The sequence below is a fragment of the Peribacillus sp. 05N428 genome (assembly GCF_056397085.1).
This window is the reverse complement of record NZ_JBFTMS010000004.1, coordinates 1-20,427: the sequence shown is the minus strand read 5'-3', so window position 1 is coordinate 20,427 and position 20,427 is coordinate 1. Positions and strand designations below refer to the sequence as shown.

Below are 20,427 nucleotides of genomic sequence, written 5' to 3'. Positions count from 1 at the left end.
AGTATAGTTAAAAAATGAGGTCAGTTTTAAATTCCCTGAATAGTTTCCAGGTAGATATTCCGGATGGTTCATTATTTATCAAGACCTAAATTGAAAAAAGTTATACAAACTAAAGGTTTGCACATATTAGTCATGTATAGTATGTAAACTTTAAATCTCGCACTTCTTTGATGTAAAATCCTGTTAAGCCAGTTTTTTTTATTTTATTAAAAAGGGTCCTACCAACAAAACGCGGAAAATATACGCTAAGCAATTTTCGACAAGAAGAAAGCCGACTTTTCCTACGCTAAGGAATCATCGGCTTTTTAGTCACTATTCTGGTCGTGTTATTCTTTGTATAAATCCCGATACATTACCATTTGGTTATTCACGATAATCAATCCAAATATGCTGGTACTTGCCACTTTTAGGGTTCCTTTGTGGCAACTCATTAGATTTTTCTATTGAAATGGTAATTAGCCCCTGTGTTGCAAAGTAATCTAATAGGGCTTCTCTAACATTTTCCCAGACTTGATCTCTTGAATTACCCTCGTCCATTTCTAAACGTACTGTTAACTGATCCGATGCTGTTTGAATCAGTTGAAAACGCTTTACTCCTGGTATTTCCTCGACAATGGTTTTCAAAGCCAATGGCAGTATATTGACGATTTGTCCGTTGGTGGCAGAGAATTTTAAAATGTCATCGGTTCGCCCTTCGACTTGTATAACCGGGAATGGTCTTCCGCATTTACATGGTTCTAGAGACATGATGACACGGTCGGTTAATTCATAACGAATAAGGGGCTGAATTCTGTTGGCCAGATTAGTAATTAGAACCGAATGGGATTGCTTCCCTGGTGGCACAGGTTGGTAATACTCATCTACCGGTTCAAAGATGATCCAATCGGTATTTACATGAAAATGACCTTCTTCACATTCGAAAGTCATGGCTGTTGCTTCCGTACTTCCATACATATCTAGAACGCGAGCTTGGAAAACAGATTCTAATTTCGCACGAATATTGGGATATAACTTTTCTCCACCTAAAAGGATCGCCACAGGCTGAATATGTAACCGGCCTGCTTTATGTTCTTCTGCCAGAATTTCCATCACGGTTGCATACCCTCCCAATACAACCGGTTGATATTCATTCAATTCTTTGACAAGTGTGGAAAGGGGGGAGTGGATAGAAAAAACTTTTATTTTTCCATTTGATGGCCGTTTTAAGCGCAAGCGTTCAGCAGTGGAGAATGCTGTAAAATGTCCGGCTGTAGAGCATACCGCCGCATTTCGTCCACCTTTGACCACAATTTTCAACATGTCACTCCATTTCAATTTTATCATTCCTCGAAAAGCTACTAAAGATTTCATGACCGTATCTGAACCTTTATCTTGAATAAAAATCCCTGGCACACCTGTCGACCCCGAGGTAGTCGAAACCATATACCGCCCTAAATACAGATGTCCGATTAACGACATATCTGATACGAATTCTTTCACACTTTCGATGGTGACTTCTGGGTCCGTCGCCCAATCATTAAAATGGGTCATGAGCTCGGATTTCGTGACCGGAGGGAGTTGCTGTAAGCTTGTGATATGCTCTGGCAACTCCCTGTATTTTTGTGCGTAATATCGAGAGTTCGATCTTGCAAAACTGATAAGGTCGGCTAAACGAGATTGTTGCCGGGGTAGAATGTCTTCCGGTTTGCTTCGTTTAACCTTCCAGATATCCAAAATTGCATTGAAAGGTGAAATCTTCTCCATGTATGTCATTCCCATCTCTCTTTATTAAAATTGTCAGTGCTACTCACACCTTTAAAGTAAAATGAAGATAAAAAAATTCATACTTAAAATGAAAGAAGTCTGAATAAAAATCAAACAGCTTATGGCTTGAAGGCTTTATATGCCCTTAGTGTGCCTGTGATAGTTGAAAATTGACCAGTTTCTTCAATTGAGACAAATCCAGATTCTTTTAAAAGATTAGGAATAATCCCTTTAACATGGGTTGAAGTTGTTTCAAACCCATCTAAAAATTGTATAGGGAAAAAAGCGACACGCATCAACCAATTTTGTGGCTTCTCAAAATCAATAATATGAAATTGGCCACCAGATCTGAGTGTCCGAAGAACTTCTTTAAATGTTTTCTTTTTTATCTCTAGAGTTAAATGATGAATAAATAGACTTGTAAATATATGATGAAATAGGTTATTGGAAAAGGGAAGTTTATCAGAAAACCCTTCCTCAAATGTGATATTACTAACTTGAGTTTCTTTAATTTTCTCCTTAGCAATTAATAATATTTTAGGATCAGCATCAACCCCAATTACTTGCACACCAGGTTGTAATTGCTGTATTAAAAGTGCAAGTGTACCTGTACCGCAAGCTAAATCCATTATCGTTTCATTTGGTTGGAGAGTTGCTTGTTTTACTAAATGTGTTTTAAACTTTTTTTCCTGCATTCCCCATTGAATTAATGGATCATAAAATCGAGTCATCCAATGGTATTTTAGTGCAGGTATATACTCATCTGTCTTTTTTTTATCCATTAAAAATTCATCCCTTCATTCATAATAAGTTATGATTTGATTACTCTCACACGTTTTTTGCTAAGATCTGATATACGTAACACATAATTTAGATTTGCTTACGCATTAAGACATAAGAGAATATGAAACACTTCACGTTATTATTCAAGTAATTATCTGAATGTTGACATGAATGCTTACTCATTATAAGCTAATCACATATTTTTTAATGAGGTGGGAGAATTGTCTTTAGTTGATAAAAATATGAAAGAATCTCTAGAAGATGAATGTGAGATATATTGTTATGACCCTATAAAAGTAGCAAAGTTACAAGATTTGTTAAGTTCTAAAAACACACTTCATCTATCGGAAAAATTTAAACTTCTTGCTGATGAGACACGATTAAAGATTATTCTTTCATTAGCTATGGAAGGGGAACTTTGCGTATGTGATGTGGCTAATATTATTCGGTCCTCAATTGCTACAGCTTCATATCATTTGCGGTTCTTAAAACGATCAGGTGTAGCTAATTATAGAAAGGAAGGTAAATTAGCATTTTACTATATTGATGATGAAATTTTTAAGTCGATGGTTCTACTCTCTTTTCATCATATGGAGAGTTGAATTTGAATAAAAATTCAAATACGTTTTTGTTTTTAACACAGTTAAAAACATACTTTCGATTTACATAAATGGAGGGGTTCTACAAAATTATCCCCCTCCAGGTGCCTGGATAAAAAAAAATTGGATTTTTCAAATTAACTTTTAACTTGTTTTTAAAAAAAAACATAATTGCTAATAATTTTTCTTTTATGCATATGAATGTAGACCAGCAATAATTAGGTTAACGAAAATTAAGTTGAAAATAATAATCGCAAAACCAATGACTCCGAGCCATGCTGATTTCTCACCCTGCCAGCCCTTTGTTAACCGTAAATGTAAATACGCAGCATAAAATAACCATGTAATTAAGGCCCATACTTCCTTAGGATCCCATCCCCAGAAACGCGTCCATGCAATTTGAGCCCAAATCATCGCAAAAATGAGTGCACCCAAAGTAAAGACTGGAAAGCCTATTGCAACCGATCTGTATCCAATTTCATCGACCAAATCAAGTTTGATATTTTTCGTTAGTGGCTGAAGGGCTGCAGAAATACGTTTTCTTAAAATCAGTCTTAGCATCCCGTATAAAAATAAACCTGTAGATGCTGACCAAATGACGGTGTTTAATTTTCCTGCTGCAATGATAGCTGGTACTTCAACAAAGGCTTTCATTTTATCCTTTGTAAGTAATTCGCCTTGATGGGGACCTACAATCGAAGGTAGATTATATGTCATTTCAACCTCTTGATCATTTTTATCAACCCATTTGTAGACGGCTTCGTACTCCACTCCTCTGAAAACACTTGTAATCACTACAAAAGCAAGTATTCCCACAATCGTGTACATGACAATTTCAAGCCAAAAAGTTCCCTTTGAGCGTTTAGTTTGATCAACAGAACGAAGTAAATAAATGACCCCTGCTATGAAACTACTGGCTAAAATTGCCGAACCTAGTGCCGTTGTTGTTACATGGATAGCAAGCCAATCGCTTTGCAATGCTGGTATTAATGGAGAGATGTCTGTTGGGAACATACTTGCATAGGCAATAATTAATAATGTAATTGGTAAGGTGAATAAACCTAAAATGGCTACTTTATATAAAAAGTAAAGGATCATGAATCCCATTACAAACATCATAGAGAATGCGGTTATAAACTCAAACATATTGCTCACCGGTGCGTGTCCAGAAGCTGTCCATCTAGTGACAAAATAACCAAGATGTGCAACAAAACCTAATATTGTGACACTTATTGCAACTGTCGCCCATTTGCTCGGCTTTTCGTATTGCTTTCTCTTATCTCGAATGGCTCCTCCAAATAGAAATGTTGCAATTAGATATAGTAAGAATGCTGCATATAGTAAATTGCTACTAAGAGCTACCACATCTTTTCCTCCTTTACTCATTTTTACTTCTCTCGCTTGTTTGATTGGTCTAAACTTGCTAATAATAGAAAATATAGTTTGTTAAAATTGAAATACAGTTGTCCTAGAAATCCTAAAAACCTTTTTAAAATCCTGTAAATCCTCCAAACAATCTTGTTAACACTGCAATAATTTTAGTCATCATATCAAAGTACAATAATACTCCCATCGCAATCATCAAAATGCCTCCTATAGACATAAAGATTGCACTGTGTTTCTTTAGAAAAGTCATCTTATCGATAAATAAAGACATTAATAGAAAAGGAATGGAAAAACCTAAGACATAAAAAATCATGTATAATAGTCCTTTTCCTGGGTCTGATACACCTAACGCAATGACTCCAGCAAGGATTGGACCTGTACAAGGAGTCCATCCTGCCGCAAAACCAATCCCAATTAAAATCGATCCTACATAACCTGAAGGTCTCTTTTGAAAATGAATTTTCTTATCAGAAAGTAGGAAATTGAATTTAAAAACCCCTGTTAGGACTAAACCAAAAAACACCATCAAAATAGCTCCAAGTTGTCTTAGTAAATCTTGATAATTCAAAAAAAATCTACCGATAAAAGAAGTGGACAGCCCTAACGCTAAAAAGATGATTGAAAATCCTACTAAAAACAGGATGGTATGAATGATAGCTTTACTTCGTAAAATCCCTTTTTCTTTTTTTAAATCATTTACAGACACTCCTGTAATATATGAAAGAAATGCCGGATACAAAGGAAGTGAACAAGGTGAAAGAAATGATAAAAAACCCGCACCAAATGCAAGAAATAAATTAAGCTGTTCCATGATTATCCCACCTAAAAATTATTATAGAGTTTATGGTTTTATTTCTTCCATGTAGTTTGAAATATCCCTTTCTGTCATACTTCCCGTTATTACCTTGGTTACTATACCGTTCTTATCTATCAAAAAAGTAGTCGGAATAGGGGTAATATCATAGGTTTCTGTAACAACACTTTTTTTATCTTTCAGTATCGGAAATGTTAGGCCATACCGTTTTGCAAATGTTTCGATTGCAACGTCACTTTCCCCTATATTAACTGCTAATACTTCAACCCCTTGATTTTTGAAATAATTGTATTGACGTTCCATAAAGGGCATTTCTTTTTCACATGGTTTGCACCATGTTCCCCAAAAGTTCAAGAATACGCCTTTTCCTTTGAGTTCGGATAACTGAACTTTATTTCCTTCCATATTTTCAAGCACAAAGTCAGGTGCTTGATCCCCTGCTTGAACGCGTGTTTTTTCCATGAAGAAATTTAGATAAAGAGCATAAGCCACTGCTAAAGCCATAAGTAGTAGAAGGCTAATACGTACAATAGATCTGGTTCTTTTGTTTTTCATTTTACTCTCCCCTTTCTTTTTCATTCAAACAATCATTTTAATGTTGACATTTTACGTTAATAATTTTAATCTAAAATTACAATATATTCAAACAAATATTTGAATAAGTAGTTCCATTATTTGTAGATTAAAAAACTCTCCGCCTACTTACGGATAGCAATGTGAACTTGTAAATTTTCAAATGACAACTTTTAGGGGGGAAATGCAAAAAGGGACCAACCTCTGGTCACTCTTGGACTAATTAGACTAATTAAATTCTCTTCATTTATTTATAAAACTCTGAGGTGACAACTATGTACTGGATCATTTTATTAACACTAAGTATTGATCAACTATTTAAATATTTAGTTAGAAATTTTATGGACTATGGGCAATCCATCCCGATTATCAATGGTTTTTTCCAATTGACATCTCATCGAAATGCAGGTGCTGCTTGGGGAATTTTTTCAGGACAAAAAATATTTTTAATAAGTATTGCGATTATTGTGATAGTTTCGGGCCTAACTTATTCTCGTAAAGTCTCTGATAGGTTGACACGAATAGCCATTGGTTTTTTTTTAGGTGGGGCAACGGGAAACGTTATAGATCGGCTGATTTTCGGGGAAGTAACAGATATGTTCGAGATTACATTTATTAATTATCCTATTTTTAATACTGCGGATGTATTTTTGTTTTGTGGCGTTGTCTTATTTATTATTAGCTCTTTTAAGGAGTCAAAATTAGAGAGAAAACAATCCTAAGGAGAGGATTCGGATGCAAATTCATCTTTCATTTCATGTAATTTTCTTTACTTAAGGGAAAGCTTTTATGATTTTTGATTTTTAAATTTCGATCTTGCCTGTTTTCGTAATTCAAATATATGGGTATAATGAGGACAAAGGAGGGTGAAATTATTGAAAAAATTACTTGCGTTTATGGCAGCTTTAGCATTGATTCTTGGTATTAGCACTGCTGCTCTTGCACATTCAAACAACACTCCTAGTCATGGAAATGGAAATTTGCAACAAATGATGGATTATTGTTCTGAAATGATGAACTCTTTCATGAATAATCAAAACAATATCCCTAATGAAACCTCCACATCAAAGAATGTAAGTACACCACATACAAATTCAAATGATAGTACGCAAAGTACCACGAATAACCATCAAAGCCAAAACTATTCCATGTATGATGATTGTTATTGAAATGTGAATGAGCCAAAGAGAAAGAGCTGGGACATTTGAACCCATCTCTTTCTTTTTTGATATATATTTCATTTTCCCACAAATAAAAAAGCTTTGAAATCATTAACTTGTTTACCACATCTTCATTCATTGGAAAGAGACCTTCCCAAAGGGCACATCTGTCGTAATTAAGAGTTTATTATGTTTCGTTGTTGTTTAAACAATAGATGCAGAAACTTATCATGAAATTTAATCTATTTAGAATAAACAAATCATCTTAATAAACATTTAACGAATGGCACAACGATTTGGCCCAATCTCCATTTCCTTTTCTTGATCTTCTTCCGGAGCAATTTTCCCCAGATTGGTTTGGCGGATTTCCTCATAGGAGTGAGGTTGGGGTGGTAAATTTTCTGTTACAGCCTTACTGAATTCTTCATCACTCTGTATATTCAAGCCATGATTTTCTTGATATAAAACTCCCAGCCTTTCAGAAATAATTCCATCATTATTCATTTCGTCAATCCCCATGAAATGAGCTGGTAAGACTATCAACTCATCTGCGAGTTCCCTATAACGTTTATATAGAGTTTGTCGTAAGTCCGTAACCCAATCTGCTGCTTTTCCAGCTAAATCTGGACGCCCTATAGAATCGATAAATAAAATATCTCCGGTTAATAAATATTGATTGTCTATGATAAAAGATGTACTTCCGATAGTGTGTCCCGGTGAATAAAGAGCTTGTATGACGGTATTTCCAATTTTAAATTCGTTTCCATCTTCTATAGGAACAAATTTAAATTCTGCTTCTCTGGCATCTTTAGAAGGTAGATAATAGGTTGCTCCTAGTTTACCAGCAAGTTTTCTTCCACCTGAAATATGATCCGCATGAAGATGTGTGTCCAATACATATTTAATGCTAATATTATACTCCTTCGTAAGCCGTTCATAAGTATCGATCATACGATTACTATCGATGATAGCCCCTACACCATTTGAAGAAATCAAATAGGATAAACACCCTTTTCCTAGACGTATAATTTGATAAATTGCACCTCCACTATTCAAATCACCAATTTTTACAGGCTCAAGATGTTCGCTCCATGCCCTCATCCCACCTTCAATGGAATAAACATCTTCACAACCTGCTTGTTCCAACAGTTCCGCCATCATCTTTGAAGAATTCCCCTTAGCGCAAACAGTGTAAATTCTTCTGTCTTTAGGCAGTTTATGTACATATTGTCCTATATTCTCCTTCACCTCTGAGTAAGGTAAATTGATAACCTCGGCGTTTTTCCCTTCAATTTTCCAATCCTCAAAATCATTCTGATTTCTCGCATCTACTATAAATAAGCTCTCATGATTCATGACTTTTTTAGCAAATTCCTTTACAGAAACTATTTTTACTCCCATAAAAATACATACCTCCTAAACGATCTAATTAATGAAATTAAAAATAGTGATTCATAAGATCTTCTTTCCCATTCATAATCCTTTACACGAACATTTCAATTCCCACAAAGCATTTTATATAATGCCCCTAATGATGTGAAAACAAACACTTTATGAAAAACAAAACCCTTTGGAAAATTCCAAAGGGAGGATGTGGTAACATATTTAATTCAGTAAATTCCACAGGGTACTAAAAGTATTACTTTCTAGCATGATATATATACCTAATCCAATAAAGACAATAGGAATAATCCATCTTCCATATTTCTCTAATATTTCAGAAACATGCCTAAAGGCTGCTAAACGATAACCTATATAACACCAAATGGCCACCATGACTAAAAATGTAATAACTGTAATGCTTAATTGATTTGTACCTAAAGTCGAGAAAAACGGAACATAAATTCCGATGTTATCTCCACCATTGGCAAATGTAATGAAGGCTACACTCATAAAGAGTTTACTAAATCTTCCTGAGTTTAAACTAGAAATGATCGCACCTTCATCTTCATCTTCACCCTTGATAAACAGCTTAATCCCTAAATATATCGGGATTAGACCAAGTAATCCTACCCATTGTTCTGGAATTAACATCACACCAAAAGTTCCTAAAAGACTAATCAAAACTAACAAGGAAAATCCTAAATATTGTCCAATTACTATATCTCTAGGGTAGATCAGATTTTTCTTTGTCTGCATGTTAATCTTTCCAACGTCGGTCACATTAGTATGTGCTTTTGACTGGGAGAACAGTAGCATCAAAACAAAAATGTCATCAATATTGGTTACGATGAATGCTCCAATTGCAGAAATAATGGTTGCGCCCACTTTTTTACCAACTCCATTATAATTTCATTAAAACCTTTATACAAATATTTGAATATATCTAAATAAAATATATCATTTTAGTTATAATTTAAAGCACCAAGGTGTGCTTTGATGAGAATGTTGATGAGTTTTTTCTCCAAAATGAAAATGGGGAGGAAGAAATAGCTAGAATAAAAAGTTCGACCCAAATCCCATAATAATAAACATGCACTAAATTAATAAAGTTCCAACGATTCTGGCATGGCAATAAATAAAGCCAGCCAAGACATTAGCAAAGTCCTAAATAAAGACGTAAAACAGTATATCCATTATTTCCACTCAGTTAAAATTGAAAAATTCAACCTGCACTTATGCTGAGTGCAGGTCGCCTGTTCTCACATCATTGCTTTTTATTTAGCATATGAATAGCATGTCCCATAACACCTTCCGCAGCTTCCATTAATGGCTCAGGTAGAGTTGGATGGGCATGAATCGTAAGGCTAAGATCTTCTGCGGTTGCCCCTGACTCAATGGCAAAAACTGCTTCAGCAATAAGTGATGATACTTCTGGCCCTACCATTTGTACCCCTAACACCCGATTAGTTTCCTTATCTGCCACAACTTGTACAAAACCATCGGCATCAGAAACAGATAATGCTCTGCCGTTAGCTTGAAATGGAAAACGACTAGAAACCGTTTCGTATCCTTCTTCCTTTGCTTCCTTTTCCGTTAAACCTGTATAGGCTACTTCAGGGTCGCTAAAAATAACAAAAGGCATTGCTTGGTAATCAATTACACTCTTTAACCCACTTATCACCTCTGCAGCTATCTTACCTTCGTAGCTTGCTTTATGAGCAAGAAGGTAACCACCGGCACAGTCACCAATCGCATAAACATGTTCAACGTTTGTTTGACATTTATCATTTATCTTAATAAACCCGCGTTGGTCAAGATCTACTCCAACATTTTCTAACCCGATTTTTCCTGTGTTCGGTTTTCTTCCAATGGAAACCAAACAATAATCCCCTTTAATTATCTCTTCTTTCCCATTAACCTGAACCTTAACGTTTACTTCATCGCCTGTATTTTCTCCGCCTTGGACTAAAGCATTCGTTATTACTGTTATTCCAAGTTCCTTTAAATGACGTTTTACTACATTTGTAAGCATAGGATCCGTCCCTGGAAGAATTGTTTCTGATCCCTCAAGAATGGTCACTTTAGCCCCGAATTTGGCATAAGCAGTCCCCAACTCCAAACCAATATACCCACCACCTACTACAACTAAATGTTTTGGTACTTCTTGAAGCATCAGTGCCTCAGTTGAAGAGATGATTCTTTTTTTATCAAATGGCATATTTTTTAACTCGAAAGGAAGAGATCCGATCGCAATAATTAAATCTTTGTAAGAATATAATTGTTCTTCGTTACCAATTTTGATTTTGGCAGCATAGGGTTCGGTGAGATAAGCTTCCCCACTAATTACTTCCACTCCATTGCCTTTTAGCAAAGTTTGAACCCCATTCGTAAGTTTATTCACTATACCGTCCTTCCACTTCACTACTTCTGGCATATCTACTTCAACTTCACCAGAAACCTTTATTCCCATTGAGTTGGCCTGTTTTATGTGTTTTACTCGTTCAGAAGCACTAATGAGAGCCTTTGAAGGTATACACCCACGGTTAAGGCAAACTCCTCCTAATTCTGCTTTATCCACCAAAACCACTTTTTTACCTAACTGAGCAGCTCGTATTGCAGCTACATAACCTCCTGATCCTGCGCCTATAACTAACAAATCTAGATCCTTTTTAACTTTATCAGTCATTTCAGTTCCTCCTTCGATAATTTGATGATGAATGAAGACAATTATTTTTAATTATTATAATTAGAATCGTTATTGTTCCATATGAGGCGTATGTAATATACAACCTGATGTTTTACTTATACCCAATCTTTTCATTTTTAATTAGACTGAATATTTAGATTTCACACTATAATGTTTTCATTTTTAGAAAAAAGGCTTTCCAAGCTGTCTGGAAAGCCCTTTTCCCTTTATTCTTTCACTTTCATAAGTCGTAAACTATTTAATGCTACCAGAAGGGTTGCGCCCATATCTGAAAGGATGGCAATCCAGAGCGTTAACCAACCTGGGATAACCAATAGTAAGGCAATTAATTTAATCGCAATGGCAAAAGTGATGTTAGCTTTGATTATATTTAGAGATTTTCGGCTAAGCTTTACAATGAATGGAAGTTTTGTTAAATCGTCTCCCATTAGAGCCACGTCTGCTGTTTCCAGGGCTGTATCTGTACCAGCTCCACCCATTGCAATCCCAACTGTAGAAGCTGCTAACGCAGGAGCATCATTGACACCATCTCCAACCATAGCTACGTTTCCGTACTCGGATCTTAATTGTTTAATATAGTCTAATTTGTCCTGTGGCATCAGTTCAGCTTGAATATCTGATACTCCGACATGACCGCCTATTGCATTCGCAGTACCCTTATTATCACCTGTAAGCATAACAGTCTTTTTGATTCCAAGTTGATGTAGTTTTTGAATGATTTCTTTACTTGATTCACGTACTTCATCAGCTACGGCAATAACAGCGAGTATTTCTTTGTCAGTTCCAACAACCATCGCTGTTTTCCCTTGATTTTGAAGAGTTGTTACATTTTGTTCTAAGTCTAAATCGAAATCAGTTGTCAACAATTCCTTAAAGAGTTTAGGGCTACCGATATAATAAGTAATCCCGTTTACAATGCCTTTGATACCCTTACCAGTAATTGATGAAAAGTCCTCAACCAGTACGTCAGTATAAGCAATGTTCACCTCTTCTGCTTTTTTCATGATAGCTGATGCAAGTGGATGCTGAGAACGATACTCTAATGCAGTAATGATGGATAGTAATTCTTTTTCATTTATCTGTTTGTTAAGCACATTAAAATCAGTCACAACTGGGACACCTTTTGTTAATGTACCTGTTTTATCGAACGCTATGGCCTTTAAGGCACCCATTTCTTCTAAATACACTCCGCCTTTTACAAGAACACCTTTTTTCGCAGCATTCCCAATCGCTGAAACAATTGAAATCGGAGTCGATATGACCAACGCACAAGGACACCCAACAACAAGAACAGCTAATCCTTGATACACCCATGTTTCCCAACTGCCATCAAAGAATATAGGAGGGACTATAGCAACTAATGCTGCAATGATCATAATAATCGGCGTGTAATATTTCGCGAATTTATCGACAAAGGCTTGCGAAGGAGCTCGTTCTCCTTGTGCTTCCTCAACAAGATGAATAATTTTAGAAATCGTTGTATCTTCTACAAGTTTCGTTATTTTTACTTCAAGTAATCCTTCTTCATTTAACGTACCTGCAAATACTTCATCATCAACCGTTTTCTCGACAGGGACTGATTCACCTGTAATAGCTGCTTGGTTGACGGCAGAGTAGCCACTTACGACTAAACCATCCATCGCAATCTTTTGTCCAGGTTTTACAATCATGATATCCCCAACAGCAATATCATCGACATGAATCATTATTTCCTGTCCATTCCGTCTAACGAGTGCCTCTTTAGGAGCGATATCCATTAATGAACGAATGGACTGCCTTGCTTTATCCATAGAGAATCGCTCAAGTGCTTCACTAATTGCAAAGAGAATAACAACAACGGCAACTTCTGCCCATTCTCCAATAATAGCACCACCTATAACTGCCACTGTCATAAGGGTTTTCATATCAAAGTCAAAGCGTAGTAAGTTTTGCAAACCGACTTTAAAAAGTGATAACCCTCCGATAATCATGGATGCTAAAAACAATAAGGTAGTAACAATGTTCTCTTCTCCATTCACAAACGAGGAAAGGTATCCAAAGGCAATGAATAAGGAAGCATAAAGTAGAGAACTATGCCTTTTATAAAATGGTACTTTATCTTCTTTTATATCCTCTTGTTTAGCTTCTCGTATAGGTTTGTCAGGAGTCACTTTTAGATTCTCAAACGAACCTGCTTTTTCTAGTTCTTCAATCGTTGCATTACCGTAAACGGCAATTTTAGATGCACCAAAATTTACCTTTGCATCCTCAACTCCAGGAAGCTGTTTTACGTTACCCTCAAATTTCCCTGCACAGTTTGCGCAAGTGAATCCTTCAACACGGTATACGCTTTTATCCTCTTTAACCTCTGGTTTAGCTTGCCTCCTGGGTTTTTCCGGAGCAACTTTAAGATTCTCGAATGCTCCAGCTTTTTCTAGCTCTTCAATTGTTGTATCACCGTAAACGGATATCTTAGATGCTCCAAAATTCACTTTTGCATCCTGTACTCCCGGAAGTTTTTTTACATTATTTTCAAACTTCCCTGCACAATTTGCACATGTAAACCCCTGAACCCGGTAAACATTTTTTTCAGTCTCTAATGCTTTTGCTTCAGACAATTTTAACAACCTCCTTCTGATGTGCAAATGCAACCTGTATTAGTTGCTTTACATGCTCATCATCTAATGAATAGTAGACTAACTTTCCTTCTTTTCGATAATTAGCTAATCCAAGATTTTTAAGTAACCTCAAATGATGAGATGTAGTGGCAGTTGTAGCACCAACAATATTTGCTACATCACATACACACAATTCATCTTCTAAAGAGAGACTATAGGCAATTTTAATCCTAGTATCGTCTGATAATGCTTTAAAAATTTTGGCTACTTCCAAAGGATTTTGTTGGATTAGTTCATTTTTAACTCTTATGACTTTTTCTTCATCTATACACGTAACTTCACATGCATCATTTTGCAAGTTTTCCACCCCATATCAATCAAATGTTTGTTTGATTATTATTATATGCAAACAAAAACAAATAGTCAAATATATGTTTGAATATGATTCAAAAAATATTCTTTATATTTTTTAGTTTGTAATAAATAATTCTATATATAACTAAATTTAATTTCCATTTATGTAGAACACCTAAAGGTAGTAGTCAGGTAAACACAGATTTAAACATAGAGGTTTTTTCACTATAAAAGGCCCGATTTCTCCATGTTAGAAAAATCAGGCTTTGTTTTTTAAGTTCTCAATAAACATTAGGGGGTCTGCCTATAAAACCGTTTTCCGATAATTATGGAGTCACTTTTTTATTTATCTTTCTAATGAATATCCATAATTTAGTGTGATTACAACTTTCGTTTAACATTCTTTATCACTACTTTGCTATGTGGAATACTTGGTATGCTTACCAGGCTGTAACTTAAATCCTGGTCAGGAATTTCATATTCCATTCGTTTGGCCAGAAAATCAAGACTCACTTTCATGATTTCAATGGTGACCCACTCTCCAGCACAGCGATGTCCCATAAAGTAATCACCACCACCTTGCGGAATGAAGCTAAAAGGGCTTCCTTCCCACTTGGCAAACCGATCAGGACTGAACACATCAGGATTTTCCCAAATTTCATGATCATGATTTGTGCCATATAGATCAAGCAAGGTTAACGTGCCTTCTTCAAATTTATAGCCGTTCCAGATGAAATCTTTTTTTACCAATGCCGCGACAAAAGGAAAAAACGGATAAAAACGGCGAACTTCCTGTACAAACATCTGAGCATATTTTTCATCACTGGATTCAAGTTTCTCCCTTTCTTCCGGATAATGATGCACCGCCAGCGCAGTAAAATTGATGAATATAGCAATCGCCACAATCGGCCTCAGGATATTAATTACTTCTACAGAAGCCGTATTTGTAGCTAATAGATTCCCTTCTTGATCACGGTGCCAGGCAAATCTATGTAAAGCTGTATCTTCTGGAGGTTTTAGTTCCCCATTACGCACTTTATCAACTAACTCGCCAATCCTTTTTTCCACGTTATTCCGTGCATTTCTCCCTAGCCAATGGTTTGGGCCTACTGCAGCCGGAGACTCGAACATCGCTGCCAAGTCTTTTGTCATTTTCTTAACATCTTCTTCTTCCAACGGTACGCCTGCCCACTGGCATGCTGTTCTGCACATGATCTCCTTTACTTCTTCATAAAGAATAACTTTGTCCATCTGTTCCCATTTATTTAGTGCTGTACTCCACTGTATTTTTGTAATGTTTGTTAAGCCTTGAATCCCTTCAGGGGACATGTTGGACATAAACATATCTTTTCGATATTTGTGATCTTGTCCATCCAACGCCTGAACACCATTCTTCCCGAACAGTGTTTGAACCGCCCGGTTCGGTGCTGCATCTTTCCTTTTGAATTTCTCAGTGTCATAAAAAACTTCCGCAGCTTCCTTTCCTACCATGCAGATCGCTTTCTTGCCAAGCAATCGGGTCTCGAATATATCAGAATTAAAACTGTGACGTCTGTTCAAAATGTACATATAACCTTCTCTCATAAGGCTCAAGCTATGATCTATTCCTTCTTCCCGAGGCATTTGATTTGTATCTGACATATCATTCATTCATCTCCATTCATTAGTGATGATGTTATCTTTTGTAACTTTTCCCTATTTACTCTTAATAAAACTTAAATCTTTCCTATTACATGTTCAATTGGATATAGATTATAACCTTCTTATTAAAAAGAACTTCTAATGACTCTTTAGTTTAATCTCCAATTTAGTTTTGTGAGAGCTACTTCTATTCCGTACATGGGTACGGAAACGATTTGCAGTTTAGGAGCACCTGCTAGCAATACGCTAAGACAATTTCTGGATAAGAAAAGCCGATTTCCTACTATAAGGAATCCGGCTTAATATATGGAGTACAGACATCAAAACTGAAAATACGTTTTGAATAATGATCTACTTTGAGGGCACTATATGATTGTTAAGTTTTCAATTTAACAATGTGAATAGGAGGATATTTATGGCTCATAATCAAGAACATCATCACTCTCATAAAACTGGTGAACAAGTAATGGAAACAGGTCATTATATTGATTCAGATGGGGATCATGTTGAATTAAATGCTGGACAAAAGTTTCCTAGTTGTCCTTCTTCAGGACAATCTACAAGTTGGAAACATGAACAATAGAAAATGATTTTAGATAAAAAGACAGATTATCCTTGGGGTAGTAGAAAATGTAGTAATAGAATTTAAACTTTTTTTCAAGCTTTTTGGATGGCAAGATTCACTTGTGTGCTTGCAACTATAAAAGCTAAAACGATGAAAGTCCAAAACATACTGTAGGTTGCTACGTACGGTACTTTGAGTAGGCACATTAAAGGGGTACCACCAACATTTTGACAAGAAACCCACGCTAAGGAAATTCCTGTAAACGTTTCTTTGACTTTATATAGGGATTTTGAATAAGGGAAGAGTTTAGGGATTAAAAAGCGTTTGTTTTAACCATTATTGTCATTTGTGGAGATAAATTGCACTTGTTTTAAGTGTTATTTTGCACTATATATAGACATAAAAAAGCTATCATGGAATTGATAGCTTTTTTATAACTAAGTACGATTATTTTAATACTCCTTATTACACTAAAGCACCCGTTAGTTCATTAAGTAAAAGCGATTCTTATTAAAGAATCGCGCCCGATTATTCAAGTTTATGAGTTTCTATTAGCTAATTTAGCTCAATAAAGGGTACCACCAACATTTAATCCTGTGGGAACTAAGATGGAAAACTTCATTTTGATGCATTCAAATTTTTTCAAGTTGCCCTTTTAATTCAACCAACTTATTCTTAATAAACGGAGCTGTTTCTTCAGGCAACTGTTCTAATTTAAAAAATCCAGCTTCAATTTCTTGATTTTCATCAGGCGTTACTTCTCCTTCATAGTCCGTACATAAGTATCCTATCGCAACGATGTGATACTCATCTTCACCGTCCTCTGGCTTCATATAGAGTTCCAGACCAGAATAAACACCAAATAATTGTAATGAATTTATTGTTAGTCCTAAATCATCTTGTACATTTCTTTTAATACATTCCTCAACTGACTCATTTAATTGCAAAATTCCGCCAGGAATTCCCCAAGTTGCACCTGAATATCTATTCAGTAAAATTTCTCCTTTATTATTTATAATGGCTACACTTGGCCGCACCACTATCAGTGGAGAATTTCCAATCATTTCTCTTATATCTTCACAATAACCCATAAAACCCTCCTATGAAAATTGATTAATAAACTTTGTAACATTTCCTAAGCAACAACTACCTTGAGGGTTGTTTACCTCACATCCACATCGGTTTTCTTTTATATTTTCGCGAATATGTTCTACTGGATTAGGAGTAAGTACTTTTTCCGCATATTGTTTAATTTTTTCTTTTGTCCAATCAAAACAATAACAAATGGGTGTAGTTGCTGAGTCATCTTTTTGATGAACAGCTACCTTAATATCAGATACAAGGTACTTTTTATTATTCGTATCAAAATAGACTACATTACAATCTTCAGTTGAACAAAAATACTGAATTTCTTTAGCGTTTAATGTTTCTAATGCAGATGGTTTAAGCAATGATTTTAATGTAATCAGCTTTACATTTCTAGCTTTATTTTTACATGATGGACACTCACCATTATTTTCAATTTTTATTTCTTTAAGGTTACTACAACAATCTTCCATCATTTTTCCACCTTTACATTTTATTATTTCTATAAATATTTTTCTGTTTTCTTTTCTTCATACATTAAAGTTTCAATAATAGGACATTCGTAAATATCTTTGTTTTCAGGACATCTCTCTTTAAGGTCTATCAACATTTGTTCAATTTTTTTAAGATCTTCAATTTTACGCCGGATGTCCTCTAATTTAAGAACAGTGAAATCATATATGTCACGGCACTTTGCTTCATTGCGATCGACAACCCCTAGCAATTTATCAATTTCATTTAAGGTAAATCCCAATTCCTGCATCCGTTTTATGAAATTCAATCGATCGACCGTTTGTTGGGAATACATTCGGTATCCTTTTTCGGTACGATTAGGCTCTGGAATTAAGCCTAAACGCTCATAATATCGAATGGTCTCCTTGTTAACGCCACACTTTTCAGCTAGTTCTCCAATACGATATTGCATCTATCTCACCTCATATAAAGTATAAACCCTGTACCATAGTACAGGGTCAAGGGAAGTATTATTTACTATATTATCGATCCACTTTCTTAAACTAAACTGCCATTTTTCAGTAAGCCTTATTCAATAATATGGCCCAATTGTTGAACAAAGATCAAACAGCACTCTTCAACTAATCTGCCCCTATAGTTGCATAAAGAAAAAGCTGCCTTAAAGTATACTTCTCTAATTAGAATGCGTACTTATAGAGACCAAAATACAATGGACCGAGTAAAAGTACAAATACTACAGCAATAATGATGTATTTGACTGGAGGTGAAACACCCTCGAACTCCTCCCCGTAGTCAGCTAGGAAGAAGCTGTAGATTAAGTCCCAAAATAACGCCCCAAAAAACACGATTTGCCATAAAGAAGTATTTATTATTTGGATATTTGATACGTAACCAAAAAGTCCTATCCAGGTAATAATCGAAATTACAAAATCTAGTTTTGCTGGAAAAGTCTTATATTTTCCTTTAATAAGATATCCAATAGCAACAGCACCAAGTATTCCTAAATAAATTGTCCAAAACATATTAACAAACATAATCCATTTCCTCTTTCCTCTGTTTCCCTGAATCATTAATTCAAGATTAACCCCTATTTATTTATAAAAATTATAATTCAACTTGATTAATTTTGAATACAGGGGTTTTATTCCAAACATTTAACTCTACAGAAATTTGTATAGGACCGATCTTGAAAAAGGCGCATCTCACTTTATGAAATGCGCCTGATTGCGGAGATCAAGATAATGATTATTCAACAATATGGCCCAATTGTTGAAAAAAGATTAAACAGCACTCTTCAACTCCCTCAGTTTAATACGATTTTCTCACAAATACTCGCTTATTCGCAGGATTTCATCACCTTTGAATTTAAGTTCACGGGTAAAGGGAGTGATTTCAGGACATGAAGATTTCGTGAAGGCATAGTGAAATAAAGGAGTTGTACAAGACTCCACATTTTACCATATAATGTACATTCTCCACGCCGCCCCAGGAGGCTTTTCCTCCCATGTCTCAACGGGTCAATTGCCCTATCATTCCTTCGTCATGCCTATCCAAGGGGTGAAGGCCAGTTATGCTAACCTGATGGGTCGGTGCCCTTTTGTTCAAGAAATCTGGTACTCCGTACATATTTGAAATCCTACGAATAAGCCAACATTCGTAAAAAGAAAAAGTCTATGAAAATTAGTTGTTGAAGGTTCCCTTCGAGAACCCTATTAAAAAATCCCCCTTTAAAACTACGCAACCAGTTCAGTTATAGGTTGAACTTTATCTGCACAATAAGACTCGTTTCTGCGTGCTATTCCAACAAATATCCTGGCTAGCTTACCTATCAATTTCATAATCGATTTCATTTTCTTCATTTTTTTCACCTTAACATTATGGGAGTGAATGGCTCGAAATTCCATGTTATTCATCACAAGGCTCATGGTGGCTAAGTAAAGGAAACGCCTTAGCCTGGATCTTCCTCGCTTAGAGATGACCATTTGGCCTTTCCACTTTCCAGAGCTTGCTTCAGCCAGATGCAACCCAGCGTGCCGAAGTAAAGAATTACCGTGTGAAAAACCACTTAGATCTCCTGCTTCACCTAATATTCCGGCTAATGAAATTTCACTAATTCCCTTAATGGCAAGAAGCTTCTTGGCAAAAGGTATTTGTTTTAATACATCCTTAACCTCTTGTTCCACTCTTTCGAGTTGTAAGACTGCGAGATCATACTCCTCTAATAATTGTTCCAAATGAAATTTATACGCTTCAAGTGCTTGTCTTGTGCCGACAGATTTCCTAGCTAACTGAAGAAGTAATTGAGCTTTCTTTAATCCAGGCTGCCTCTTCATTATTGATTTCCATCCTGAAACAACATCATGAGGTTTCAGGGAACGCAGTTCCATTGGAGATGGAAATAAACGAAGTGTGGCGATCGCCCCTTTACCAGTAATGTCTTTAAATACTTGCCTGAGTTCGGGAAAGACAATATCCACCCAACGGTTTAATTGATTAATAGTGCTAACGAGTCGTTTAACTACCACATCACGGTTAGACATAAGGACCCTAAGTATTTCAAAT

The 20,427-nt window shown here is 35.7% G+C and carries 20 protein-coding genes; 4 read left to right on the top strand and 16 right to left on the bottom strand.

The window, feature by feature from the left end:
- Positions 1 to 363: 363 nt before the first annotated feature.
- Both AC1DIV_RS05035 and AC1DIV_RS05030 read right to left on the bottom strand, forming a co-directional pair.
- Positions 364 to 1,752 (bottom strand): phenylacetate--CoA ligase family protein, encoded by a 1,389-nt coding sequence (locus AC1DIV_RS05035; protein ID WP_340876998.1) that lies wholly within the window; start codon positions 1,750 to 1,752, stop codon positions 364 to 366.
- Between the two features lie 110 nt (positions 1,753 to 1,862).
- Entirely contained in the window at positions 1,863 to 2,525 is a 663-nt protein-coding gene (locus tag AC1DIV_RS05030; RefSeq protein ID WP_477575914.1) for a class I SAM-dependent methyltransferase, read from the bottom strand.
- 222 nt (positions 2,526 to 2,747) lie between these two features.
- Between AC1DIV_RS05030 and AC1DIV_RS05025 the strand changes: the two genes are divergently transcribed.
- Positions 2,748 to 3,128, top strand: a complete 381-nt coding sequence (locus tag AC1DIV_RS05025; protein WP_336867266.1) for an ArsR/SmtB family transcription factor — start codon at positions 2,748 to 2,750, stop codon at positions 3,126 to 3,128.
- A gap of 186 nt (positions 3,129 to 3,314) precedes the next feature.
- On the opposite strand, the gene ccsB is transcribed toward AC1DIV_RS05025, so the two are convergent.
- The 3 genes from ccsB to resA all read right to left on the bottom strand — a co-directional run bounded on the left by ccsB (position 3,315) and on the right by resA (position 5,880).
- A complete protein-coding gene (gene ccsB, locus AC1DIV_RS05020; protein ID WP_340877001.1) occupies positions 3,315 to 4,490 on the bottom strand; it encodes a c-type cytochrome biogenesis protein CcsB in 1,176 nt (391 codons plus the stop codon).
- 124 nt (positions 4,491 to 4,614) lie between these two features.
- Positions 4,615 to 5,322, bottom strand: a complete 708-nt coding sequence (locus AC1DIV_RS05015; RefSeq protein WP_340877002.1) for a cytochrome c biogenesis CcdA family protein — start codon at positions 5,320 to 5,322, stop codon at positions 4,615 to 4,617.
- 30 nt (positions 5,323 to 5,352) lie between these two features.
- On the bottom strand, positions 5,353 to 5,880 hold the full coding sequence (gene resA / locus AC1DIV_RS05010) for a thiol-disulfide oxidoreductase ResA (protein WP_095396595.1): 528 nt from the start codon (positions 5,878 to 5,880) through the stop codon (positions 5,353 to 5,355).
- 293 nt (positions 5,881 to 6,173) lie between these two features.
- On the opposite strand from resA, the gene lspA reads away from it, so the two are divergent.
- Both lspA and AC1DIV_RS05000 read left to right on the top strand, forming a co-directional pair.
- On the top strand, positions 6,174 to 6,620 hold the full coding sequence (gene lspA, locus AC1DIV_RS05005; protein ID WP_260088973.1) for a signal peptidase II: 447 nt from the start codon (positions 6,174 to 6,176) through the stop codon (positions 6,618 to 6,620).
- A gap of 153 nt (positions 6,621 to 6,773) precedes the next feature.
- Positions 6,774 to 7,067, top strand: a complete 294-nt coding sequence (locus AC1DIV_RS05000) for a hypothetical protein (RefSeq protein WP_477575912.1) — start codon at positions 6,774 to 6,776, stop codon at positions 7,065 to 7,067.
- 267 nt (positions 7,068 to 7,334) lie between these two features.
- Here the strand turns inward: AC1DIV_RS05000 and AC1DIV_RS04995 are convergent, their stop codons facing one another.
- The 6 genes from AC1DIV_RS04995 to AC1DIV_RS04970 form a co-directional block, all read right to left on the bottom strand.
- Positions 7,335 to 8,459 carry an MBL fold metallo-hydrolase gene (locus tag AC1DIV_RS04995; RefSeq protein ID WP_477575910.1) on the bottom strand — a complete coding sequence of 375 codons (1,125 nt, stop codon included), beginning with the start codon at positions 8,457 to 8,459 and terminating at the stop codon, positions 7,335 to 7,337.
- A 204-nt stretch (positions 8,460 to 8,663) separates the two neighbouring features.
- Positions 8,664 to 9,326, bottom strand: coding sequence for a CadD family cadmium resistance transporter (locus tag AC1DIV_RS04990; protein ID WP_477575908.1), 663 nt, complete (start codon positions 9,324 to 9,326; stop codon positions 8,664 to 8,666).
- Positions 9,327 to 9,705: 379 nt separating this feature from the next.
- Positions 9,706 to 11,127 (bottom strand): dihydrolipoyl dehydrogenase, encoded by a 1,422-nt coding sequence (gene lpdA / locus AC1DIV_RS04985; RefSeq protein WP_477575906.1) that lies wholly within the window; start codon positions 11,125 to 11,127, stop codon positions 9,706 to 9,708.
- 227 nt (positions 11,128 to 11,354) lie between these two features.
- On the bottom strand, positions 11,355 to 13,745 hold the full coding sequence (locus AC1DIV_RS04980) for a heavy metal translocating P-type ATPase (protein WP_477575904.1): 2,391 nt from the start codon (positions 13,743 to 13,745) through the stop codon (positions 11,355 to 11,357).
- Positions 13,738 to 14,103 (bottom strand): ArsR/SmtB family transcription factor, encoded by a 366-nt coding sequence (locus tag AC1DIV_RS04975; protein ID WP_251543341.1) that lies wholly within the window; start codon positions 14,101 to 14,103, stop codon positions 13,738 to 13,740. Before AC1DIV_RS04975 ends, AC1DIV_RS04980 begins: the two co-directional genes overlap by 8 nt.
- A gap of 377 nt (positions 14,104 to 14,480) precedes the next feature.
- Complete coding sequence (locus tag AC1DIV_RS04970) at positions 14,481 to 15,740, bottom strand: cytochrome P450 (RefSeq protein ID WP_477575902.1); 1,260 nt, start codon at positions 15,738 to 15,740, stop codon at positions 14,481 to 14,483.
- Positions 15,741 to 16,155: 415 nt separating this feature from the next.
- Between AC1DIV_RS04970 and AC1DIV_RS04965 the strand changes: the two genes are divergently transcribed.
- The gene (locus tag AC1DIV_RS04965; protein WP_260088980.1) at positions 16,156 to 16,323 is read left to right on the top strand and encodes a hypothetical protein; all 168 of its coding nucleotides are present in this window, start codon (positions 16,156 to 16,158) and stop codon (positions 16,321 to 16,323) included.
- 614 nt (positions 16,324 to 16,937) lie between these two features.
- On the opposite strand, the gene AC1DIV_RS04960 is transcribed toward AC1DIV_RS04965, so the two are convergent.
- The 5 genes from AC1DIV_RS04960 to AC1DIV_RS04940 form a co-directional block, all read right to left on the bottom strand.
- Positions 16,938 to 17,396: an NUDIX domain-containing protein gene (locus AC1DIV_RS04960; protein ID WP_477575900.1), complete on the bottom strand. Its 459-nt coding sequence runs from the start codon at positions 17,394 to 17,396 to the stop codon at positions 16,938 to 16,940.
- A gap of 9 nt (positions 17,397 to 17,405) precedes the next feature.
- Entirely contained in the window at positions 17,406 to 17,864 is a 459-nt protein-coding gene (locus AC1DIV_RS04955; protein WP_477575898.1) for a putative iron-sulfur cluster-binding metallochaperone, read from the bottom strand.
- A gap of 29 nt (positions 17,865 to 17,893) precedes the next feature.
- Positions 17,894 to 18,316, bottom strand: a complete 423-nt coding sequence (gene merR1, locus AC1DIV_RS04950; RefSeq protein ID WP_336867206.1) for a mercury resistance transcriptional regulator MerR1 — start codon at positions 18,314 to 18,316, stop codon at positions 17,894 to 17,896.
- A 226-nt stretch (positions 18,317 to 18,542) separates the two neighbouring features.
- Complete coding sequence (locus tag AC1DIV_RS04945; protein ID WP_127776909.1) at positions 18,543 to 18,899, bottom strand: hypothetical protein; 357 nt, start codon at positions 18,897 to 18,899, stop codon at positions 18,543 to 18,545.
- A 699-nt stretch (positions 18,900 to 19,598) separates the two neighbouring features.
- On the bottom strand, positions 19,599 to 20,427 hold an 829-nt coding region (locus AC1DIV_RS04940; RefSeq protein WP_477575896.1), incomplete at its 5' end, for a transposase.